This window comes from Planctomycetaceae bacterium (assembly GCA_021371795.1).
In the GTDB taxonomy this organism is placed as follows: Bacteria; Planctomycetota; Phycisphaerae; order Sedimentisphaerales; family UBA12454; genus UBA12454.
The window spans coordinates 192047-212031 of record JAJFVK010000006.1 but is presented as its reverse complement, the minus strand read 5'-3'; the positions used below and the strand labels follow the sequence as shown (position 1 = coordinate 212031).

The 19985-nt window shown below is 38.9% G+C and carries 13 protein-coding genes; 2 read left to right on the top strand and 11 right to left on the bottom strand.

Annotated elements, in window-relative coordinates:
* Positions 1-190 (top strand): IS30 family transposase (locus LLF92_03520; protein ID MCE5340180.1); only part of this gene is annotated, 190 nt, incomplete at its 5' end.
* A 141-nt stretch (positions 191-331) separates the two neighbouring features.
* Here LLF92_03520 and LLF92_03515 read toward each other — a convergent pair.
* From LLF92_03515 to LLF92_03465, 11 genes are all read right to left on the bottom strand, one after another.
* A complete protein-coding gene (locus tag LLF92_03515; protein MCE5340179.1) occupies positions 332-1327 on the bottom strand; it encodes a hypothetical protein in 996 nt (331 codons plus the stop codon).
* A gap of 218 nt (positions 1328-1545) precedes the next feature.
* Entirely contained in the window at positions 1546-2814 is a 1269-nt protein-coding gene (locus tag LLF92_03510; protein ID MCE5340178.1) for a hypothetical protein, read from the bottom strand.
* A gap of 3 nt (positions 2815-2817) precedes the next feature.
* Positions 2818-3951 carry a Gfo/Idh/MocA family oxidoreductase gene (locus tag LLF92_03505; protein ID MCE5340177.1) on the bottom strand — a complete coding sequence of 378 codons (1134 nt, stop codon included), beginning with the start codon at positions 3949-3951 and terminating at the stop codon, positions 2818-2820.
* A 54-nt stretch (positions 3952-4005) separates the two neighbouring features.
* On the bottom strand, positions 4006-5271 hold the full coding sequence (locus LLF92_03500) for a Glu/Leu/Phe/Val dehydrogenase (GenBank protein MCE5340176.1): 1266 nt from the start codon (positions 5269-5271) through the stop codon (positions 4006-4008).
* A 168-nt stretch (positions 5272-5439) separates the two neighbouring features.
* Positions 5440-11235 (bottom strand): DUF6067 family protein, encoded by a 5796-nt coding sequence (locus tag LLF92_03495; protein MCE5340175.1) that lies wholly within the window; start codon positions 11233-11235, stop codon positions 5440-5442.
* A 35-nt stretch (positions 11236-11270) separates the two neighbouring features.
* On the bottom strand, positions 11271-13244 hold the full coding sequence (locus tag LLF92_03490) for a hypothetical protein (protein ID MCE5340174.1): 1974 nt from the start codon (positions 13242-13244) through the stop codon (positions 11271-11273).
* 113 nt (positions 13245-13357) lie between these two features.
* On the bottom strand, positions 13358-14161 hold the full coding sequence (locus LLF92_03485) for a PEP-CTERM sorting domain-containing protein (GenBank protein MCE5340173.1): 804 nt from the start codon (positions 14159-14161) through the stop codon (positions 13358-13360).
* A 139-nt stretch (positions 14162-14300) separates the two neighbouring features.
* Positions 14301-15278, bottom strand: coding sequence for a hypothetical protein (locus LLF92_03480; GenBank protein MCE5340172.1), 978 nt, complete (start codon positions 15276-15278; stop codon positions 14301-14303).
* Between the two features lie 14 nt (positions 15279-15292).
* On the bottom strand, positions 15293-16291 hold the full coding sequence (locus tag LLF92_03475) for a hypothetical protein (GenBank protein ID MCE5340171.1): 999 nt from the start codon (positions 16289-16291) through the stop codon (positions 15293-15295).
* Between the two features lie 31 nt (positions 16292-16322).
* Positions 16323-17204 (bottom strand): type II secretion system GspH family protein, encoded by an 882-nt coding sequence (locus tag LLF92_03470; GenBank protein ID MCE5340170.1) that lies wholly within the window; start codon positions 17202-17204, stop codon positions 16323-16325.
* 21 nt (positions 17205-17225) lie between these two features.
* Positions 17226-18365 carry a LacI family transcriptional regulator gene (locus LLF92_03465; protein ID MCE5340169.1) on the bottom strand — a complete coding sequence of 380 codons (1140 nt, stop codon included), beginning with the start codon at positions 18363-18365 and terminating at the stop codon, positions 17226-17228.
* Positions 18366-18655: 290 nt separating this feature from the next.
* Between LLF92_03465 and LLF92_03460 the strand changes: the two genes are divergently transcribed.
* A complete protein-coding gene (locus tag LLF92_03460) occupies positions 18656-19903 on the top strand; it encodes an aminotransferase class III-fold pyridoxal phosphate-dependent enzyme (GenBank protein MCE5340168.1) in 1248 nt (415 codons plus the stop codon).
* Positions 19904-19985: the final 82 nt, after the last annotated feature.

Sequence of the window (19985 nt, the reverse complement as noted above, 5' to 3'; positions counted from 1 at the left end):
TGGCACTAATGAGAATACCAACGGCCTGTTGCGACAATTCTTTCCCAAGGGTATGGATTTTCGGGTGATTAGCGATTCAGATGTTGACAAAGCGGAAGGCTTATTGAATAATCGACCACGGAAATGTTTAAACTATCGGACCCCGACAGAGGTCTTCTGGAGCAAACCTATATGTTGCGCTTCAGATTAAAATTTGGGTGTACAATAACCGCATAATTTTAATGAGCTACATATTTTTGGACCGCGCGCTCAGCTATACCTTCCTGAACGATTTCTGATGCCTTGCCAAGTCTCATCAATTTCAGCTTCTCAATGACATCTGTTGCTTTAACTAATGCCGCCAAAAACGTTCGAACATTATTTTAGTACTTTCGAAGTTTGTTCCAATTGATTCTTCAGAGCCATAATTAAAAACAATAAAACCACCCTCAGGTTTAGCCCAATTGACAACAAGTTCATCTACTTCGTTCCGGATAGATTCAAAGTTTTTTCCTGGTAAAGTATTTTGTATGTCGGCTGTGGCAAGAAAACATATTTTGCCGGCAAATTTTTCTCCAATCTCTTTGATTCCGCATGTTTGAGGCTGTTGCATATTTAAAACATCTACTCCGGTCTCAATAAAAAAAGGTACAAAATTGTTTATTCTGCCGCAGCTATGTAAAAAAACATGCCATCCAAAGCTATGTACGGTATCAAATAATATTTTATATCGTCTATGGAAAAACTCTTCGAATATCTGAGGCGCAACATACGTGTTTCCCTGAGTGCCCCAATCATCGGTTAGAAATAACCCATCAATTCTATCCCCAAATTGCTTGTAAAGTTCACCGAAAAGCTCACATTTAAAATTTAGTATAATGTCCAAAAGCTTGTGGCATTTTTCCGGCTCAAGGTAGAAATCTTCGAATGAGCTTTGAAAACCATGAAGCATACACAATCGTTCGATCAGATTGAAATGGCTTGTTACAACTACGTAACGATTCTGTGCCTGGTCAATAATTGATGCAAGTCGCTGAAAATAGAAATTATCTCTGGGATTTGGCGGGGTATAGGTTTTGAGTTTAGACCAATTTTCGAGTGGGTGGTAAACAACTTGTCCCATATTTAATTTGTCCGTACTAGCCCACTTACAGCCCCAGTCATCTTCTGCCGCATTATCAAAATACCAGCCAGCCTTTTGTCGGTCCATCTCATAACATTCACAAATGTCATTCGGGATTCCAACTATGGCTTTCTGGATCTCTTCGAATCTGGATCCAAGCCAAAATGGCAATCGTGGGGGTACCTTAAATTCTATAGCACGACTTACAATCTCTTTACTGTGCATTTAAGTATCATCCTAACAAGTATTTGCTGATTTTGCGCAAAATCAAAATTTTTATAATAAGTAAATATTCCAGTTTAGGCACAATATATAACATTTGTTAATTTCATAAATGGCTATTTCCCACTTTTACTTCCATCATATTTTGTATAGCTCATCTGACAGCATCAAATAGCGGTAATATCCATGGCAATCAAAATGTTATTGTTTATATCTTTATCTTATCGTATGATAACTTTAAAGATACCACCGCTTTGAGAGTAAAAGTCTGGGGCCAAAAGAAATATTCCTTCTTTTGGTTCTATCCAGGAAGCTCCCGTCATTGGATGTCTGTTTTTCATCTGCTCCCAGTTTTTGTAATTCTGACGACCATTTGATTCTAATACTCCGATTTTCATGCCTGGCAACACAGGCAGTCTAGCTGCAACGTTCTTATTCCAATCCACCAAAATCGGATTTACAGTCAAATCTGCGCAAAAACATGGAATGCCTTTTTCATAAGCGAGTTTTGCAATTCGCAAACTCATGCTCATCGTCTTGGCAATCGGTTTCAAGGCTATTGCCGTGTAACCCTGTTGTATTCTCGCCAAGGCGTCTTTATCTGAATGAGCGCTTTCATCTGCTGCCAACCTCGCCGGAACATCAGAGACATCTTCCTGGAACTCTTCTGGAAATGGTTCTTCCATAAGAATTATACTGTCAAGTGCTCCTATTTCTTTTGCATAATCAAGAAATCGCATTAATCTGTCTTTGCTGTCATACCTGCCATTAGCATCAAAATAATATGGAACATGGCCATTGTTTGTGTACGGTGTTTCTATATTTTTTACTGCTTCATGAATTTCTTTTAACCTGTTTTTGTCCCATTGGAGCATTTTATCAAGATCGCCATCTTTGTCCGGGTCTGAACCTATCTTAATCTTCAAAAAGAAATATCCCTGCTTTACTGCTTCGACAATTTTATACAATGGCACATTGTAGCTCATTAAAGGAACATTAGCCAATTTGTTATGCCTGCAATTAAGAGCTGGTTTTATATCGACAGGTATCATTTCATCAAAACCGGCAATATTATTTTCTCTGCAATAAAGTATCCATGCTGCATTATCAACTGCTACAAGAGCATTAAGAGCAAATGTAAGTCTAAGACGGGAATTATTCGTTACCCTTTTGCCATAGCTATAAACATCAGGTAACACTTTATCAAGCAATTCAAAAGGTGTATACCAATTTATTTCTTTGGCTCTTTCAAGAGCATAAGATGTCATTAAAAACATCATATTATTGCCAGATGATTCACTGTTCGATACAAAAACACTGGCATCGGACCATAGCGTACTTTGAGTACCGTAACCAACGGCCTCTTTGCCGGATTCGGACTGCATATATACCGTTGTTTGCCACAATTCAGATAAATAGCCACCTTTGAAGCCAAAGGGAGCTTTTAATGGTTCTCTTTCAAAATTGCAATTAACTTTGATAATTCTCATAGGTTATTCTTTGAAAAACTTTTTAGCTTCGGCCCAATCAAGCGGCAGTGTGATTTTCTTGTTTAATCCAGCGCTCATCTGTGCTGCCCAGCCGGTTTCGGCTATAATTTGTGAATTAATGAAACTGAGTGGGGATTTAGTATTATCTTTAATACATCTAATAAAATGTTCTACACATTTGCCTGTCTGGTGTTCAACAACATTACCGCTGTCGGGTGTAGTAGTGTTTTCGGGCCATGCACACTGCTCAAGTCCTGCTGTTCTGCACTGTTGAAGATTAAGCGGAAACACCCACTTACCTTGTGTTGTCTTTTGTGACCAGTAACGAACCTTCTGTGGCCGGTCCTGCTGCGAATCAAAGACAAAAGCACCTTCAGTACCATAAAGATTATGAAAAGCATCGTAGCCGTTACCATTATCTATGTTACCAAAACAAAAACCTGTAGCGCCATTGTTGAAATGTACCATGATGTTCCAAATCGGATCGACCTCAAAGCCTCGCACCTTAGCAGGCATACTTGTTGCATAAATAGCAACAGGTTTGGCCTGAGATGTCATGGCATTAATCATGGCCGATATCGAGTGAATAATTCCCATGCCAATCGAATCGCCCATAATTTCTCTGTTTAATTTCCATATCTTGTCACCGGCAATATTGACTGGGTGGCGGTAATTAACCTGTATTTGGGTGATTTGTCCAAACTGCCCAGATGCGACCATTTTGCGAAGCTGCTCTTCCATTGTGTCAAAATTCATAAGATAATCAACAAAGGTGATCAAGCCTGGGTTCGTCCTTTCGGTCTCAATCTGGCGACAAAAATCGCTAAATTTGATGGCACAAGGTTTTTCACAGAAAACATGTTTGCCTGCTTCCATTGCTTTGATGGATTGTGGACCATGAAAACTGTTGGGGCTAACAAGCCAGACGGCGCCAATTTCAGAATTGTTTATGATTTCTTCATAATCATCAACGAGCAAATCTTCTGACAGACCCAATTTATTCAAAACCTCTTTACCGCGTTCTTTATTAACTTCCAACAAAGCGACGATCTCTGCGTCATCTCTTTCGCAAATTCTTTGCATTTGAACAGAACCCATCCATCCGGCACCCACAAAGCCTATACCAATTTTCTTCATTATACCACCTAACTTTTTTATATGTTTTGCTCCATTTTATTCGACTATATCAACTTATGGTAATACTCCCATTGCACAGGTCGCTTCAACCACTCTGCTTACGGCAATATCCATCGCAGCCTGACGCATTGTCAAACCATTTTGCTTCGAATAATTATACACCTCATTAAACTTGCTGACAATTCTATCGTTAAGTCTGCCGTTAACCGCTTCGAGAGTCATCTGCTCACGCTGCGTTTCCTGCGTATATTCAAGATACGACACAAAAACACCGCCGGAATTACACAAAATATCCGGTATTATAAACACTTTCTTTTTATCTAACACCTCATCCGCATCAGGAACCGTCGGCGAATTTGCCCCTTCGGCTATAATCTTTGCCTTGACTTTTTCAGCTATATCAGAGGTTATCACCGATTGAGTCGCTGCCGGAACAAGAATATCGCAATCACAGGTAAGAACATCCTCATTTGTGCATTCTTTGGCTGAAGGATAACCGTAAATCTGACCGTTTTTCTTAACATATTCAAACAAATGTTTTATGTCTATGCCCTGTTCGTCGTAAAGACCGCCGGTTACATCGGATACAGCAACAATTTTTACTCCAAATTCCGAAAGTATCAATGCCGCTATAGACCCGACATTGCCGAACCCCTGAACCGCTATACGCATTTTCTTTATATCAAATCCAAGTTTCTCACATGCAGCCACTGTTGTGTACGCGACGCCTCTGCCGGTCGCTTCTTTTCTGCCAAGGATACCGCCAAGTATTACCGGCTTGCCTGTTACATAACAGCCGCTGGTTATGGATTTACCGGCTGAATAAGCCAGACAATCCCTTATATGCCCCATATCTTTTTCGTTGGTTCCCATATCAGGCGCAGGCACATATACCTCCGGGCCTATATGTCTCATCGCACCTCTTGTGAATGAACGGATAATTGTTTCCTTATCTTCTGCTGTAACGTTAGAGGGGTCAAAGCATATACCGGATTTGCCTCCGCCGAACGGAACTCCGATTAGAGATGTCTTCCATGTCATCTCCATTGACAATCCCTGCACATCGTCCATTGTAACGCTGCGTGCCATCCTGATACCGCCCTTTGCAGGTCCAAGAGCATCTCTGTGCCTGACAATAAACGCCTTGACTTGTATATATTTGTTACCGCTTAGGGTAGGATTCAATGTCAGCTCTATTTTTTCCTTAGGCTCAAGAAGCCTGTTCAGCATTCCATCTTCAAGATTCAGCCTTTTTGCCGTCTGCTCCAGATTTAATCTTGCAGTCTTAAGAATCCCATATGTCTCTTTTTTTGTTGCCACAATTTCTCCCTTAAAAAGTAAATGCCGTTCCTGTAGGCAGTGTCGGATGAATAAATATTTGCGACATATCAACTTTATACGTGGTCATCATGTCATAAAAAAATCTGCCCTGCGCATAAAGAACAGAAAATCCTTCCTGTCAAAAACAGATGTTGACTAAAGAGCTATTTACCTGAATATTATAGCCATCTCTTTTTTGCTCTGATCGATATTTGCCTTTACCAACCAGCCAAGATTTGTATCTTTTCTAAATGAAAAATCAGATTTCGGCGTTTTCATATAGCCGCCACAATCATAAAAACGAATTGTCATTGTACATTTTTCGCCTTTATCACGAAAACCATATTCACCTGAAACAGTAGTTATTATTTTGTTTTCTCCGATTACATATCCTGGATGCAGCTCTAACGGTTTTATAGGATAGATATCCTGAAAGATATTGCCATTTTTGCAATCTGTATATCTGGCCCTGACACCATGTATAATCGGCAACCCACCATAAGACAGTGCATAATAGGCAGCCTTACCCGAATCTTCCGGTTTTTGTCCCCAATATTCACAAATAAGACCACAAGGCGTTGATAAATGAGCCCAACAGACATTATTTAAATTCCTGGGCTCAGTAAAATGATATGCCTGTGTTTGAGTAAATTCTTCCGTAGAGGGACAAAAATTACACCAAACCTGTGTACCTTTTTCTTTAGCCAACTTTATCTGATAACATCGATATTCAAGAGAGGCAAGTGTTGGAGAAGTTACTTTTCTCCTGAATTTATATGTAGCATCTTTTTCATCCCATCCTCCTGTACCCAAATCTATTATACATGAATGTCCATCCCACTGATTATCGTTGTAAGACAGAAATGCTCTTTGGTAAAGCGATGAACCATCGAGATAAATCCCATCCGCATTAATTAGGTTATAATCAAATTGTTTCTGTAACTCAGCACCAAATTTGTTATTCATAGTCGGAATAAAGCCCGCAACACCTGAACTTATATTCTTTTGCGGTTTAACAAGATATGCATTAGCTCCCTCCGACGTTATAGCCTGGTCATCGGGATAAAGTTGCATAGCATTTGGCTGAGAATCAGACCATGGCCAAATATAGGGAAGACATTTGACGCCAGGTACAACCTTTTTAAAACGTGGGATAGCCACTTTTTCAAGATAATACCTTGTCCAGTAATTATAATCTGCGAAAAAAGCAGGACCGAAAGAACATGCCCCATATTTATCAGCATTATCAATTCTATTTCCCTTTTCATCGAGCCTTAGTGTTGTGTTAAGAACAACATATTTTGTTCCATTGCATTTAATAAGATTAATTATTTCTTCATCAGTGATATTGTTCATATTACCTGCGTAGAGGCTGCTGGCCATAATAACACTACCATCTATGAGATAATTGACCCCCACAGTTCTTCTGGCAGTATTGATAAAACCATAATAATCGGGCTGCTGTGTTGGATATATTGCCCACTTCAATGTGTAGGAATCTTTTACTCCAAGCCCAAAATATTTATCATGAATACCAAAATCCTTATCCTTCATTCTAATACTTAGATGCGTCCGAAAAACTTTATCTCGAACAAGCAAACCAATGCCTGTATTCTTTTTTGAAATATAAATCGTTGGATTCCAGGAAGTCATAAAATCCATTTCTCTGCTTTGACCAACCTTATCCGGCAACCTCAGACCCGTCATATAAGTTTTTTGCAGATTATCGGCACTTTCAATAATGCTATGCCCCAATCGAATTCCTATAATTTTATTGGTGAGGTTCGATAATGTATCCAGAACTTCGACTCTATCAGGATAATTGATTAATTTACGATTAAGGTTATATGTTGCCCCTTTCGCAATAAGTGATTGTCCATCGGCGGCTATATCCACCTTCCATTCGCCAAGGTCGGCTGAATCAGTAGACAATCTATTAAAATCTCCCTGCGGATAAGAAAATTTCGAATCAATCTTATATTCATCTTTATTTACATTGACAATGATTCCGCCATTTTCAGTAAGTTTTGCCGTAAAGGTTTGATTAAAGTCCTGCCTTGTAACGATGGGATTTTTCACGACAGGGATGTCGCGTATACTTGTATCTTTTGCAAGAGGTTTTTGCTTATATTCGAATAAAATTTTTACATTACGAATTTCTCTCGGACGAGTCGCCCCGTAACCAGAAATCTCTATTGTGTTTTCCGCTCCAGGTTTTATAAAACTACTTATATCAAAAACCATCTTATAAGGGTCTTTTCTTAATTCCACAGGAATATTTTCTGGAATGGTATTGAAATCAGGAGAATACGGCGACATCCATGCACCAACAGAAATTATTGCCGGCCAAGCTTCACCGCTGGGTACTATCAAATCTAAACAATCCTCAATATTGACAACCGATTCAGGTGAGGTCAGCAATTTCCCATTTACTTTATAAAATATTCCCCATTCGAAACCTTTTTCAGGCGGCGGAGCAAGATTAGAGTCCTTTGCATCACGAATCTTTGTTCTTGCTTCTGCCGAAAGATACATTTTTGTCTGACATAGCTGAACATAAAATTTTTTAATAATAGTTTTTTCACTATCGATTGTAACGGGCTTATCTTGAAGTATAATCGAGTTACCTTGTGGATTGTAATATTCGCTGGGGTGTTTAATAAGTTCGTCTTTGGTGTCTGTGTCAAGTATAACAAAAGCAATGAAATCCTCAGGCTTTATCGTTACATTAACCTCGTTATCGTTATTTACCAAAGAGGTATAATCATCGGAAACTGAATAGACAATTCTTCCAGATAAATCACCGAATTTCTGCCGGGCAAAATGCACAGCAACTTCTATCTTTTCCTTGCCGCGATTTGAAACTATGAACATTAATTTATCACCATTTTTATAAAAGCTGGCAACAAGATTTGGATTTTGCGGTTCAAGCTTTATATATTCAGAATTTTTCCAGTATCCGAGAAAATCTGCGCTATCGACTCCCACCCATGTTAAAGCTCTAAAAAGCGATTTTGTGAGCTGTGTTGAATATGCGTCAGTCCAAACGGCTCCTGCGGTATACATCGGCACGCCATGAGCCATCATCATAGTATAATATCCCCTGAGGACTTCCGGTCTTCTCGGGGCATGCGCAAGATCTGTGTAAACTATAAAAACAGGGATAAGGCCTCCGGCAACTCCGAGCGTATGAGCTCGCCAATAACCATAAGTAGTCAACTCCGGACAAGTAGGACCTCCATACGCACATCTTCTGCCCGGAGATTCGCCATCAAGATAGGCATTGTCAAAGGAAAGTATCGGCAACGCAATACACCCTGAAGTATGGCTCAAGATAAATGCTCTATCACCATTCATTTCATAAAGCATAGTGGCAAGGCGCTTATGGAATTCTCTTGCGGCAAAAATAGGTGACATGGCAATTTTTCTTCCTTTGAAATCTTCCCTGGTCTGGCAGCCATGCAACTCATTAGTACAGGCAGGAGGTCCGCCCATTCCATCAAAATAAATGCCATCAAGACCTGTTTTTTCAACCAGGTGTTTTATACCAGCCATTAAAAAATCTGACCATGTACCATTACAGCACGTGCAAATAATTTTATGATTTTCAGGATTTTTGCCTCTCTTAAAATCCCAAACACATTTTGGTTCTCTTTGCCAGATACTTTCGTATTTATCGAAATCAGTAGTTATAGGATTAGCCCCGCTGAAGTATAATAAAAATACGTTTCTTCGATCCCTGAATCCGGGACTATCAACAAGATTTTTAATGAATTGGGTATTTTTTTTGAAAGGAGTGGTATAGCTGCCATTATCAGGGTCGAATATAAATTTGCCGTCATTGGCACGTCCACTCTCGCCAACTATCATGTTTAATTTAATAGGAAAATTACCCAAAGGCTCCTGAGCAGTAGCACAAGATGCACGAAACATTTCATAGATTTGATTATATGCACGACAATCTCTTGGCAAAGGCCTTACAGGCGTTGCTATTAAACCAAAAACTATTTTAATCGGCTTTTCAACTTTAGTACTTATATTGATAAAGTTTATACTGAAATTATCATTTGAGAGAATGATAGGCTTTTCAATATAATTCCAGTTCAATGGTCCTTCCGAAAACCACATTAAACCTTTATCTTCGTTGCCCATCCAGATATAATTTGCAAAATCGATTGATAAACCTTGTCCATCTATTTCGCCGGAATGACCTGCTGCATAATAATCATGCGAATAATGATATAATTGGCTGAATTGCTTTTTCATCGGCAGTTCTAACTTTAGATTTTCAACATTAATGGCTTTGTCCGGATATAATTCAAGTTCAATTTTAACCATACCGTCAAATTCAGAAGTACAATCACATATTACATAGCTGCTGCCAAGTCTGTATTTATCTCTCCATTTAATTTCATAAGGCGTAGTACTATTGACTTGACGGTCCTCTAATTCGGCCACAAACTGTACACCATCGATAGTGGCTTTAAATTGAGGGGCACTTTTAAGTATTTCTTCCTTCTTAGTAACAATATTTTTCAACAAGAAATCATTTTTCTGTCCAAGATGATACTCCCTGCCCCAAAGAATTATATTATTGTCCTTTAATGACATAGGAGTAAATGGCGGAATCACTTTCTTTTCTTTGCCTAAGTTCTTGCCTGTCATGTACCATTCTGCTGTCTTAATCTTATCGTACGATTGCTTTACAATCTCCAGTTTTTTACCGGTATTCGGTTCAATATATTCAGCGGCTACCGTATACTCACCTAAAGGTAAATTACTAAACTTTCTATGAATCACATGTTTGGTATTTTTACTTAACCCATTGAGGGAAAAACTCTCTTTAACAACCCCCTGACTATCAGATACATTTAAATTAATATTTAAATTATTTTGTTCAGTTTCGATCCGTGACAAATCTATCGCAAATATTACCTCATTGCTGTCGGGAGTAGAAACAACATTAAAACTCTGAAATTTTTGCAATTTAAAAGGAGATATATTTTTGTATATTAATTTATCATTATCAAAAACTTCGACAGTCTGAAGATTAAGAGACAAATCTTTAAGCATATCTTCTATAACATAATCTTTTTTCTGACCGGGCGTCAATTGAATACTTTCTTTTAGTATTTTTGTTGAACTCATTTCAGATTCAGTACTAACTTTTATATCAATCTGTTTTTCATTATTTGAAGGATTAAACAAACTCCCCCTTATTTTCATATCGCCGTAAGTAAGACCTTCAAGAGCGTTTATTTTATTTATAACCCCTCCAGAAACAAATCTCATGTAGGGGAATTTCCCCATTACTGAATACCTGGCAACATGATGCGACCAGTTAGTATATTGAGAATAAGTTCTGCAAAAATTTACCCGCCACAATCCTGCTTCAATATTATCAACACCGAGGTCTGCAAGAGGTATAGAGATTTCGGCTATCCATTCAAAATCCCATATATAATTCGAGAATTTCCAGTTGCCATTCCACTTTTCGTCACCATTACCTTTGAACTGGTCAAAAATTGTTCCTATACTATTTCCTACAAATTGATAAAATTGCCCTGGTTTACAATGAGGCGGAATAAGGTATATCTCGATACTATCATCACTCCAGACAGTTGAATCTCTTTCTTTAATCGTTGCTCTTGGTTTTGCACCCGCTAAAACAGAATTAAACGAAATATATAAATTTTCATCATCATAAGTTATCAATATCTGTGTCTGGTTATCCGCCTGATAAGTCTTTTCACCTAAGATTGAAAAACCTGTTATACCGACAGCATATTCCCACGCTTCATCGTTAAGAACAGCGTCAATTTTGGGAGGAACAGGCGTAGGTGAAATTTCAATATAAGATATATCCTGTTCGCATAACTTATTTAACGAATCATCCTGCCCAGCGTTGCATAAAGTTATAAATATTAAAAAAATAAAAACGTAACCTAAAAAATTTCTGAACATAATTATCCTCCTATAAATTAGATTTTACTTTACGATTACATTGATTTTATTCTCTTGTCCGGTATATTGTGAATGACCGTACCATCATCAGAATCGTTTCTCTTGATATTGCGCAGGCTTTTGAACAATTCTTTTATATCCCTTATCCCACCTATAGTATACCAAACTGTAAATACCAGAACGGCTGTAACCAGAATGCCAACATAAACTTTCCAAAAATTTATCCATGATTTATCTGGAACACCTTTATGTACAAGATTATAAATTGTGCCGATTAGAAAAACTAAAAACCAGCCTAAACTCCATATCATACTCGCAAAATAAATTACTTTGTCTAATTTTGTAAACTCATCATTAACTCCGAGTCTTTTAATCACTATCTCTTTGAATGAAAACTTTTTATTCGCAATTGTGTTTTGATTTGCTTTTGTATCCGAATCCAGAGCATAATCGCCGCGATACAGCATTTTATCCATATTGAAATCTTCTTTCCGGTTTAACAATGAAACGGCTATGTATACAAAAGCAGAAACGACCATAGTAAGGAAATAAATTTTTTGACCGTTGAGAAAGAAATTTGGATAAACCTGTCTTATTATAATGCCAGACAGTGATAGTACCAGGCCGGTAATCAAAGCAGACCATGCGCCAGCGGCAGTACCTTTTTTCCAATACAGTCCCCCTATAATCGCAGCTCCCGCCCCACCCAAATAAACTGCTCCGGTAATTGCGAACCACATAAAAATATACTCTTTGAGTGGAAATACAAGGCTGAAAATAAACGCGAATACCGCTACACCAATAATTGAAATCCTTAGAAGTTTCATATGAGTCTTCGGCGTAATAGGCTTATTATGAAACGGCATCACGACATCCTGTATAAATATACAGCCCCATGAATGCAGGTAGGTATCATCGTTGGTGATACACGCCGCCAACATCGCAGCACACATCAGCCCAAGTAAACCCGTAGGTAAAAAACACGACATACTTACCGGTACAACCAATTGTCCTTTTATGGCCGAATTATCAACACTATTTATAATTTCGTTTACTCGTAAAGAAATATTTGAAAAATTTGGATTTTGCATTAAAACGTGAACACAAACCGGAACAAGCAAAAACGTAAACCATATCGTTATTACACGCCAGCTTGAAAGTATCTTGCCCATTCTTGCCTCGTGAGGACTCAGAGCGGCGCTGTTATAGCCCTGTGACCCCTGCCATGCCATATAATTGTAGAAATTAGAAAAAACCAGAATCGCAAAAAACCAAAAATTAAATTCTGTAAGCTTGCCGCTGCGAAAAGGATTTACAAGAGCTGCTCCTGCCGGAGCGGCAAACAAAGATTCTGTTATTAAAGGCCATTTGAAAGAAAATAAAAGGAACAACGTAATAATTATAAAAACGATATTAAAAAAACAGCCTTGTATAAAATCTGTAACCATTACCGCAATTTGACCGCCTGTAAAAGTAAAAAACAGAGCTATAAAAAGCAGCGTAAACATAACCACCGCAAACGTACTGATTGTAATCCCGAAAAACTCAAATTGCTGCGGCAAAGAGCAGAAATAAATAAAGAATCTTGCCGTAACTGCAGGAAATATTCCATAATTAAGAATCCCCGAAACAAAGCAAAGAATACCTGCGAAAATCCTGAAACGCCTGCTGTAACGCATTTCAAAAAACTGAGCAAGTGTCATTGCGCGAGTCTGACGAAATCTGTAGATAACCCATCCTGACAGTGCTATACAAAGGCCGATAGGCAAAGGCATTAATTGCCACCAAGCAGCACTGAAACCGCTGTTGTAGTACATTTCAAAATAACCCATAACACTGGTTGCAGCTATCGAAGACATACCACCAGCCACTGCTAAAAGATATCTTCGTGCACAGCGATTGGCAGATAAAAAATCTGCTACGCTTTTGGTGTACTTGCTGGTATGTAATGCCACTAAAACAAGAAAAAATAAAAAGGCAGCAACTATAGTCCAATCAATCCAGTGCATAATACACTATCTCCGTGATTCAAAAATCGATAAAATAAAGGCGTCAGCGCCGCTGACGCCTTTGATAACCTTCATGGTTTATATAAGACTTCAGTTTTGCAACCAAAGAGAAATTATTTTTTCTTCCTGAATAAAACAGTAGAACCAATTAACAGCAATAAAGCTGTTGCGGGTTCCGGAGTTACCACTAAATTATCCATCAAATCTCCACGCTCATTACCGTCAAGCTGACTGGCACCATTGGTCCCAGAGCCAAGCCATCGGCAGCCGACCGTAAGCATACTGGTATCAAATTGTGCCCAACCTACTGTAACATTCTCAGCTACCTGTATCTCGTCAATCCAGGCGTTTATTACCGCTGCATTTCTTCCTAACGTTTCACTATAGCCTATAGATTCCCAGGTAAAGCTTATTGAATGCCAGCCGCCAGCGGTAAAAAGCGAAGCCGGCGCAGCGTATGTTGTATTTGTCAATACCATTGTGCCATTAAGGTTGTCGTAAGCAAGCGTCGCAAGTCCCCAACCACCGGCCGTGGTCTTGACAATGCTGAATCCTATATACTCGTCACCGGCAACGCTGGGCGTACCATCTGTCATTGTAAATAACATAGCACTTCTGTTGTATGCATCAAGGTATTGATAATATTCTACATCAAGTGTGCCGCTCTGATATGTCGGGATAAAATCTGTACCTGTATAAGCCAACAACGATCTCGGCGTTGTTGTATTTATCATGTCTATATCCAAAGCCGTATTATTTGTCCTAACAGGGTCTGCTTCTACATGAACTTCCTGTGCAGTATTACCTGGATTTGCCAAATCACCATAATTGACAAATGCGGTGCCGCTGGAAGCTGTAAACCCATTCTCAAAATCTAGGGACCAAGTGCCACTCGCCATTGCTGGTACCGCTGCCATTAAAATAACTAAACCTAACAATTTTTTCATCTTCATTTCTCTATTCCTCCAATTAAAAAATCTTCTCTACAGGCAACACACCTGTAAAAACTAAGTACTAAAATATATCTTTCGTTTAGATACCTCCTTTCCTTTCAAATTAACGCCAATATTCGTCACATTCTGTGTTTTCAGGATCGGTACATTTCAGCCAATTTTCAGCTAAAACCTTCATATCACTTAAACCTATATAGCAATCGTTATTTATGTCAGCATCCATATACTCCATCACTCCAGGTTGACCACATATTAAAGGCGTATAATCCCACACTTTGACATTATCTATTAATACCGGATTTTCCGCATTATCTGCGTAACCTGCCTGACGGGTTGGAGCAAGAGGTGAACCCATATATTCACATCCTATCGCAACCTTTGTACTGCCCGGCCAAGTCCAGTAAGCATTGTGCATAGCCAAGGCAACCTCGCCATCAATTTTTACCATAATATCCGCGCGGTCGCGTTCAGGATCATTATCTTCTGTGCGATACCATATAAATTCATAACTATGCCATCCGCTTTCAAAAACAGGTATTTGCTGCATATAATTATATGTTGTTTTCGTATAATTCCCGGCATCAACTATAGGCCAATAGCAACCTGAACGAATCGCTACCAAATTTTTGTTAGGAGTTTCAGAAGCTCCCCCTAAACCAATCCACCAGTGGTTCTGTAGCGTAGCCGATTCACCTGTCAGTTCGGAAGGATTAACAAAACAAATATTGTTAAAATTAGGATCCAATTCTGCTGGTATTTTGAAATCGAGAGTTACTTTTCCGCTCTCTCCGAAAACAGACGCCGCAAGGTCTTGATAGTGAAGCCTTGCATTGCTTCCCTGCCAGTTTCTTTTAACTCGCAGTACATTGCTTGCTTTACTGCTGTCGTACAAAAGATAAACCTGCTGATTACTATCAAATGGATTACTGAGATTTCCCAAATTTATAACAGCAGTTCCATCAGAGGCGGTAAACCCATTTTCAAAATCAACAGACCATCTCACCGCGCCAAATGTTGAAAACGCGGAATTCAAAGTTAAAAATATACTTACGATAAATATTAAATTATTTATTTTCTTCATCTTACCATCCTCGCTTATTGACAATCAATATTATTAGGGTCATTACATTTAATCCAATCCTGTCCAAGCAGGGCAAAGTCCTTGATCTGTAACTTGCAATCCTTATTAATATCGCCTTCGATATAAACCGTACCAAGAGCGCCGCATTGAGGAGGGTCATAGCTCCAGATACAAACATCATCTATGAACCTGTTTGACAAACCTGCTTGATAAGTCGCTGACCCGCTGCCAAGCCATTGACAACCAATATTAAGCAATGTAAATAAACCCGGCGGATGCCAAAGAGCATTTTTGTATTCAAGAACAAGGTTAGGATCTGTATCGATGGAAATTCTTAAATCTGCACGCGTTCGCGGAACACCCCAAACATTCGGGTCCCCCTCTTCAACCTGCGCCCAAATCAACTCAAAAGTATGCCAACCTGCAGTTATTCCATAAGGTAGTCTGTCCTGCAAAGCAGGCTCACCCGAAGGTTGCGGCGGATAAATTCCCGCTGACGGCGGATAATAACGAGCACCACTGTAAGGATCACCTGTTATCTGGCAGGTCGTTGTAAGAGGATAATCATATACAGGATCACCAGTAACGATGTCAGGCGTTGTTGCAAAAGCCATCCACCAGTAAGGATAATAAATTGAACCTGTACCTGGATTGGCACTGACAAATGCCGTATTAGTCTGCGTTTCTAAAGATGTATCAATTTTAAATTTGAGCGTTACTTTACCGCGTTTGCCAAATATCGAAGAGTCTATATTCGTATAAGACAAACGACAGGCAGGACTACCTGTAACGCCGGGCAGACCGACCTGCACTACATTGCTTTGCAGGTCGTTATCATATAATATATTTACATATGTACCCTGGCCGACAATATCGACCGTACCACCGCCAACTGCGGGAGTAAAACCATTTTCAAAATCAACTTTCCATAGCAATGTTTCACACATACCGGTTGAAATAAAAACAGTTAAAAACATCAGATATAATTTATACGGTATTTTCTTTTTCATCATTACTATTCCTCCTTATAAAAAAACTCGCTAATCATTTCCATGCCCAATGGTCTTTTTCAATCCAGTCTGCAGTCCTCACCTGCCTTACATGGCCGTCTACAAATATTACTACAGGACCCGAACCATGCCGTTTATGGTCGGAACCATTATACGCATATGGCAATTCCGAAGATTTTCCTTCTAATATTGCTTTATTGCTGTCTAACAGCCCATCGCCATCAAAATCATAATCCAGTGGGTGCGTGCTTTTTTGATTTTCTCTTTTTGATTCGTAGTTATAAGGCGCAAAAATTACAGGACCAACACGATAACCTTCTCCCGTTTTATAAACTGCTGAGTCCATTGCCAAAAAAATCTGACTGGGATTACGAACCTCTTCGTATTTAGCAGACGTTACCCCCCCATAGCCGTTAGGCGGAGAAGCCGACCAGGGATAACGAATAACAGTACTTGAACTAAACGGCAGTACAGCATTAATCAAACCTTCATTCATTCCATAATTGACCCCATAATCAACAGCTGCAAATGTCCCTTCCATATTAGGCTGAGTGCCAAGTGTTTTTGGATATTTTGCCCTTCTCGAAGGACAGATAAGCACTGCAACTTCTGTATTTCCCACTTTTTTTATTGTTTGGCTGAAATAATGACTAATTAGCGCAAACCATGTATGATTTGGCTCATAAACCGGAGTTGTCATGTAAGGAGGCAATAGGCCTCCATTTGCTGTGCAATAAAGAGAAAATCCCGCACTTACTTGCTTCTGATTGCTCGAACAAACCACTTTTCGGGCTGATTCCTGTGTCTTTTGCAAAGCCGGCATCAAAATAGCCAGCAACATCGCCATAATCGAAATAACAACCAGCAATTCAACAAGAGTAAATGCCTTTGCCCTCATCAACTTTTTTCTTTTCATAATCCTCTCCGTTAATAATTTTTATTTATTTCTATCACATGGAGCCGATACAGAGGCACCCTCCAATAACTCCGGCTCTAAAATATTAAAATGCTCAACCTGTTCTTTATCTTTATTCAGCAGTAGCGAGACAAGTATTTTAAACCCCATATAACCCATCTCTGCCCATGGGATATCTACTGTGGTTAATTTTGGTACCGCCGAATAACAGGCAGATAAATTGCCATAACCTAAAATGGAAAAATCTCCAGGAACCTTAAAACCTCTTTCCCTCAAATAGTTTATAGTCAATACTGCCATGTTGTCATCAGCCACAAATATTGCGGTAGGCCTGTTTTCCAGTCTTAAAATTTGGTCAACTACTTTCAACAAAGACATGCGTTCTGAAGGCGAAGCTTCAAATATTAAATCATCATTAACTTCAAAACCTGAATTCTGCAAAGCAGCTTTATAGCCCATTGAACGGTCGAGAACCATTCCCGGACCAAAATCGACAATCTGGTCATTTTTGTCATATAGCCTGTAATGAGATATGGCAGGAATTATCATTGCTATTCGCTTATGTCCATAGCCGATTAAGTACTCCGTAGCAATCTGGCCGCCTTTTTTATGGTCAATTCCAACCCAATATAGCGACTGATGCAGTTGTCTTTCCATGACAGGCGAACTATTAATAACCACAAAAGGAACTTTTGATTTTTGGAGCAGTTCCAATTGGGGGTCTGCAAGCCGGGTCTTATCAATCAACAAACCGTCTAAAATTCTGCTTGATATCAGATTTATAATCTTTTGAGTGTTGTCATTTGCTTCGCGTATGCAGTCATCGAGTTTGTGATAAAGCTTATTTGACAACCCGGTGGACATTACCAGGTAGCCTTGTTCATTTGCCGCCCGTTCACTGCCATTTAGAATTTCTCTCATAACAGATGTGTCAAGCCCATCTATGCCGCTGGTAACAAAACCGATATGCTTCAAGGTACTTTTAATGGCACGAGCCATTAAATCGATGTTGTAACCAATTTCATCGGCAGCTTCGAATATCTTTTTTCGCGTATCATCGGAATACCGTGAAGAATGTTTTTTATTCAAAACATTTATTACTGTAGAGCGGGCTACTCCAACCCTTTTAGCCACATCCATTGTCGTAATTACGTTTGACATAGTTAATTTTCCATATGCCTAATTTATAATTAATTGTTTACAACTATATTACTAATAATCCAAAACCTTTTCAAGCTTTTTTTTAAAAAACACATAAAAAAGTTTTTATTTCGTAACACTATCAATTGCAAGCACTTACACAAAACTATTCTTTTGTATACTTTTTTAAAAAAATAAATTTATAAAACTATTGATTTAATTTGCTCTTTTTATTAAAATGATTCTGTAAGTAATTATTTAATTTTTCAGCAGCATGCATATTTATACTTAAAGTGATTAAAGGTAAGACTATGAAAAACGATGGAACCAATCAGGCGGTAAGAGGTGCGCCTCTATCGTGGCGTAAATATCACGAAAGCACCAAGTATATCCCTCAGGGCACTTCAACGAGTTCAAAAACGCCCTTATTCGAAGATTCCGAGCCTGCACAAATCGCAAGAGGCAAAGGATGCAGAGTATGGGATTTAGATGGAAATGAATATATAGATTTTCGTAACGGCTTAGGCCCTGTTTTACTGGGTTATTGTTTTCCGCAAACAGACGAAGCTATTATAAATCAGTTAAAAAATGGGATTGTTTTTGGTCATCCGCATCAGCTCGAAGGTGAAGTTGCTGAACTCTTGGTAGATAATATCCCGTGCGCCGAACGAGTACGATTTTTGAAAACCGGTGGAGAAGCCATAGCAGCATGCATTAAAATCGCAAGAAATGCTACTGGTCGTAAAAAAATAATTCACTGTGGTTACAATGGCTGGCTAAACAGTTTTACTAATTCAGGGTTCAAACCAGCAGGTTTGACAAACGCTCGAGCAGAGGCTGGCTTGCCCGAAGAAATCCTCGCATTGCACAGTGCCCTGCCATGGGCAAATACTACCACATGGGAACAGACTTTTTCAAAATACGGTAAGGATATTGCCGCTGTTGTAATTGCACCAGATTACCCCGAAATGGCAAAAGGAAAAGATTTTTTGCCCCAAATCAGGATTCTTACTCAGAAATATGGCTCACTTATGATTATGGATGAAATCGTTACCGGTTTCAGATTAGCACTGGGCGGAGCTCATCAGTACTTTGATTTTATGCCCGACTTGGCGGTTTTCAGTAAAGGATTGTCGAATGGAATGCCATTATCAGCTTATCTTGGTAAAAGTGAACTCATAGATTCCTCAAGAAAAATTGGGATTTCCTCAACTTTTGGAGGGGAAACGCTTTCACTTGCCTCGGCTAAAGCTTGTATAAATTTTATTAAAAACAATAATGTTATCCCGTATCTTTGGCAGATTGCAGAAACTATTTGGCCAAAGGTAAACAGCCTGTTTGTAAAATATAAAGTAGACGCAACAATAAAAGGATTTAATGTTTGCCCTTATATCAATTTCGCAGATTTTAAGACTAAGCAGGCATTTTTCAATGCTTGTTATAAAAATAATATTTCAATGTACCATGTTCCTTATGTAAACTACTCACATAAAAAAAACGATATAGAGGAAGCCCTTGTAAGAATCGAAAAAGCTATTCTCGAAATTTCAGGAAGATAAAAATGTTTGTTGATATAAATGTCAGTCTTGGAAACTGGCCTTTTGCTAAACTTAAATATGACAACTCATCAAATCTTATAAA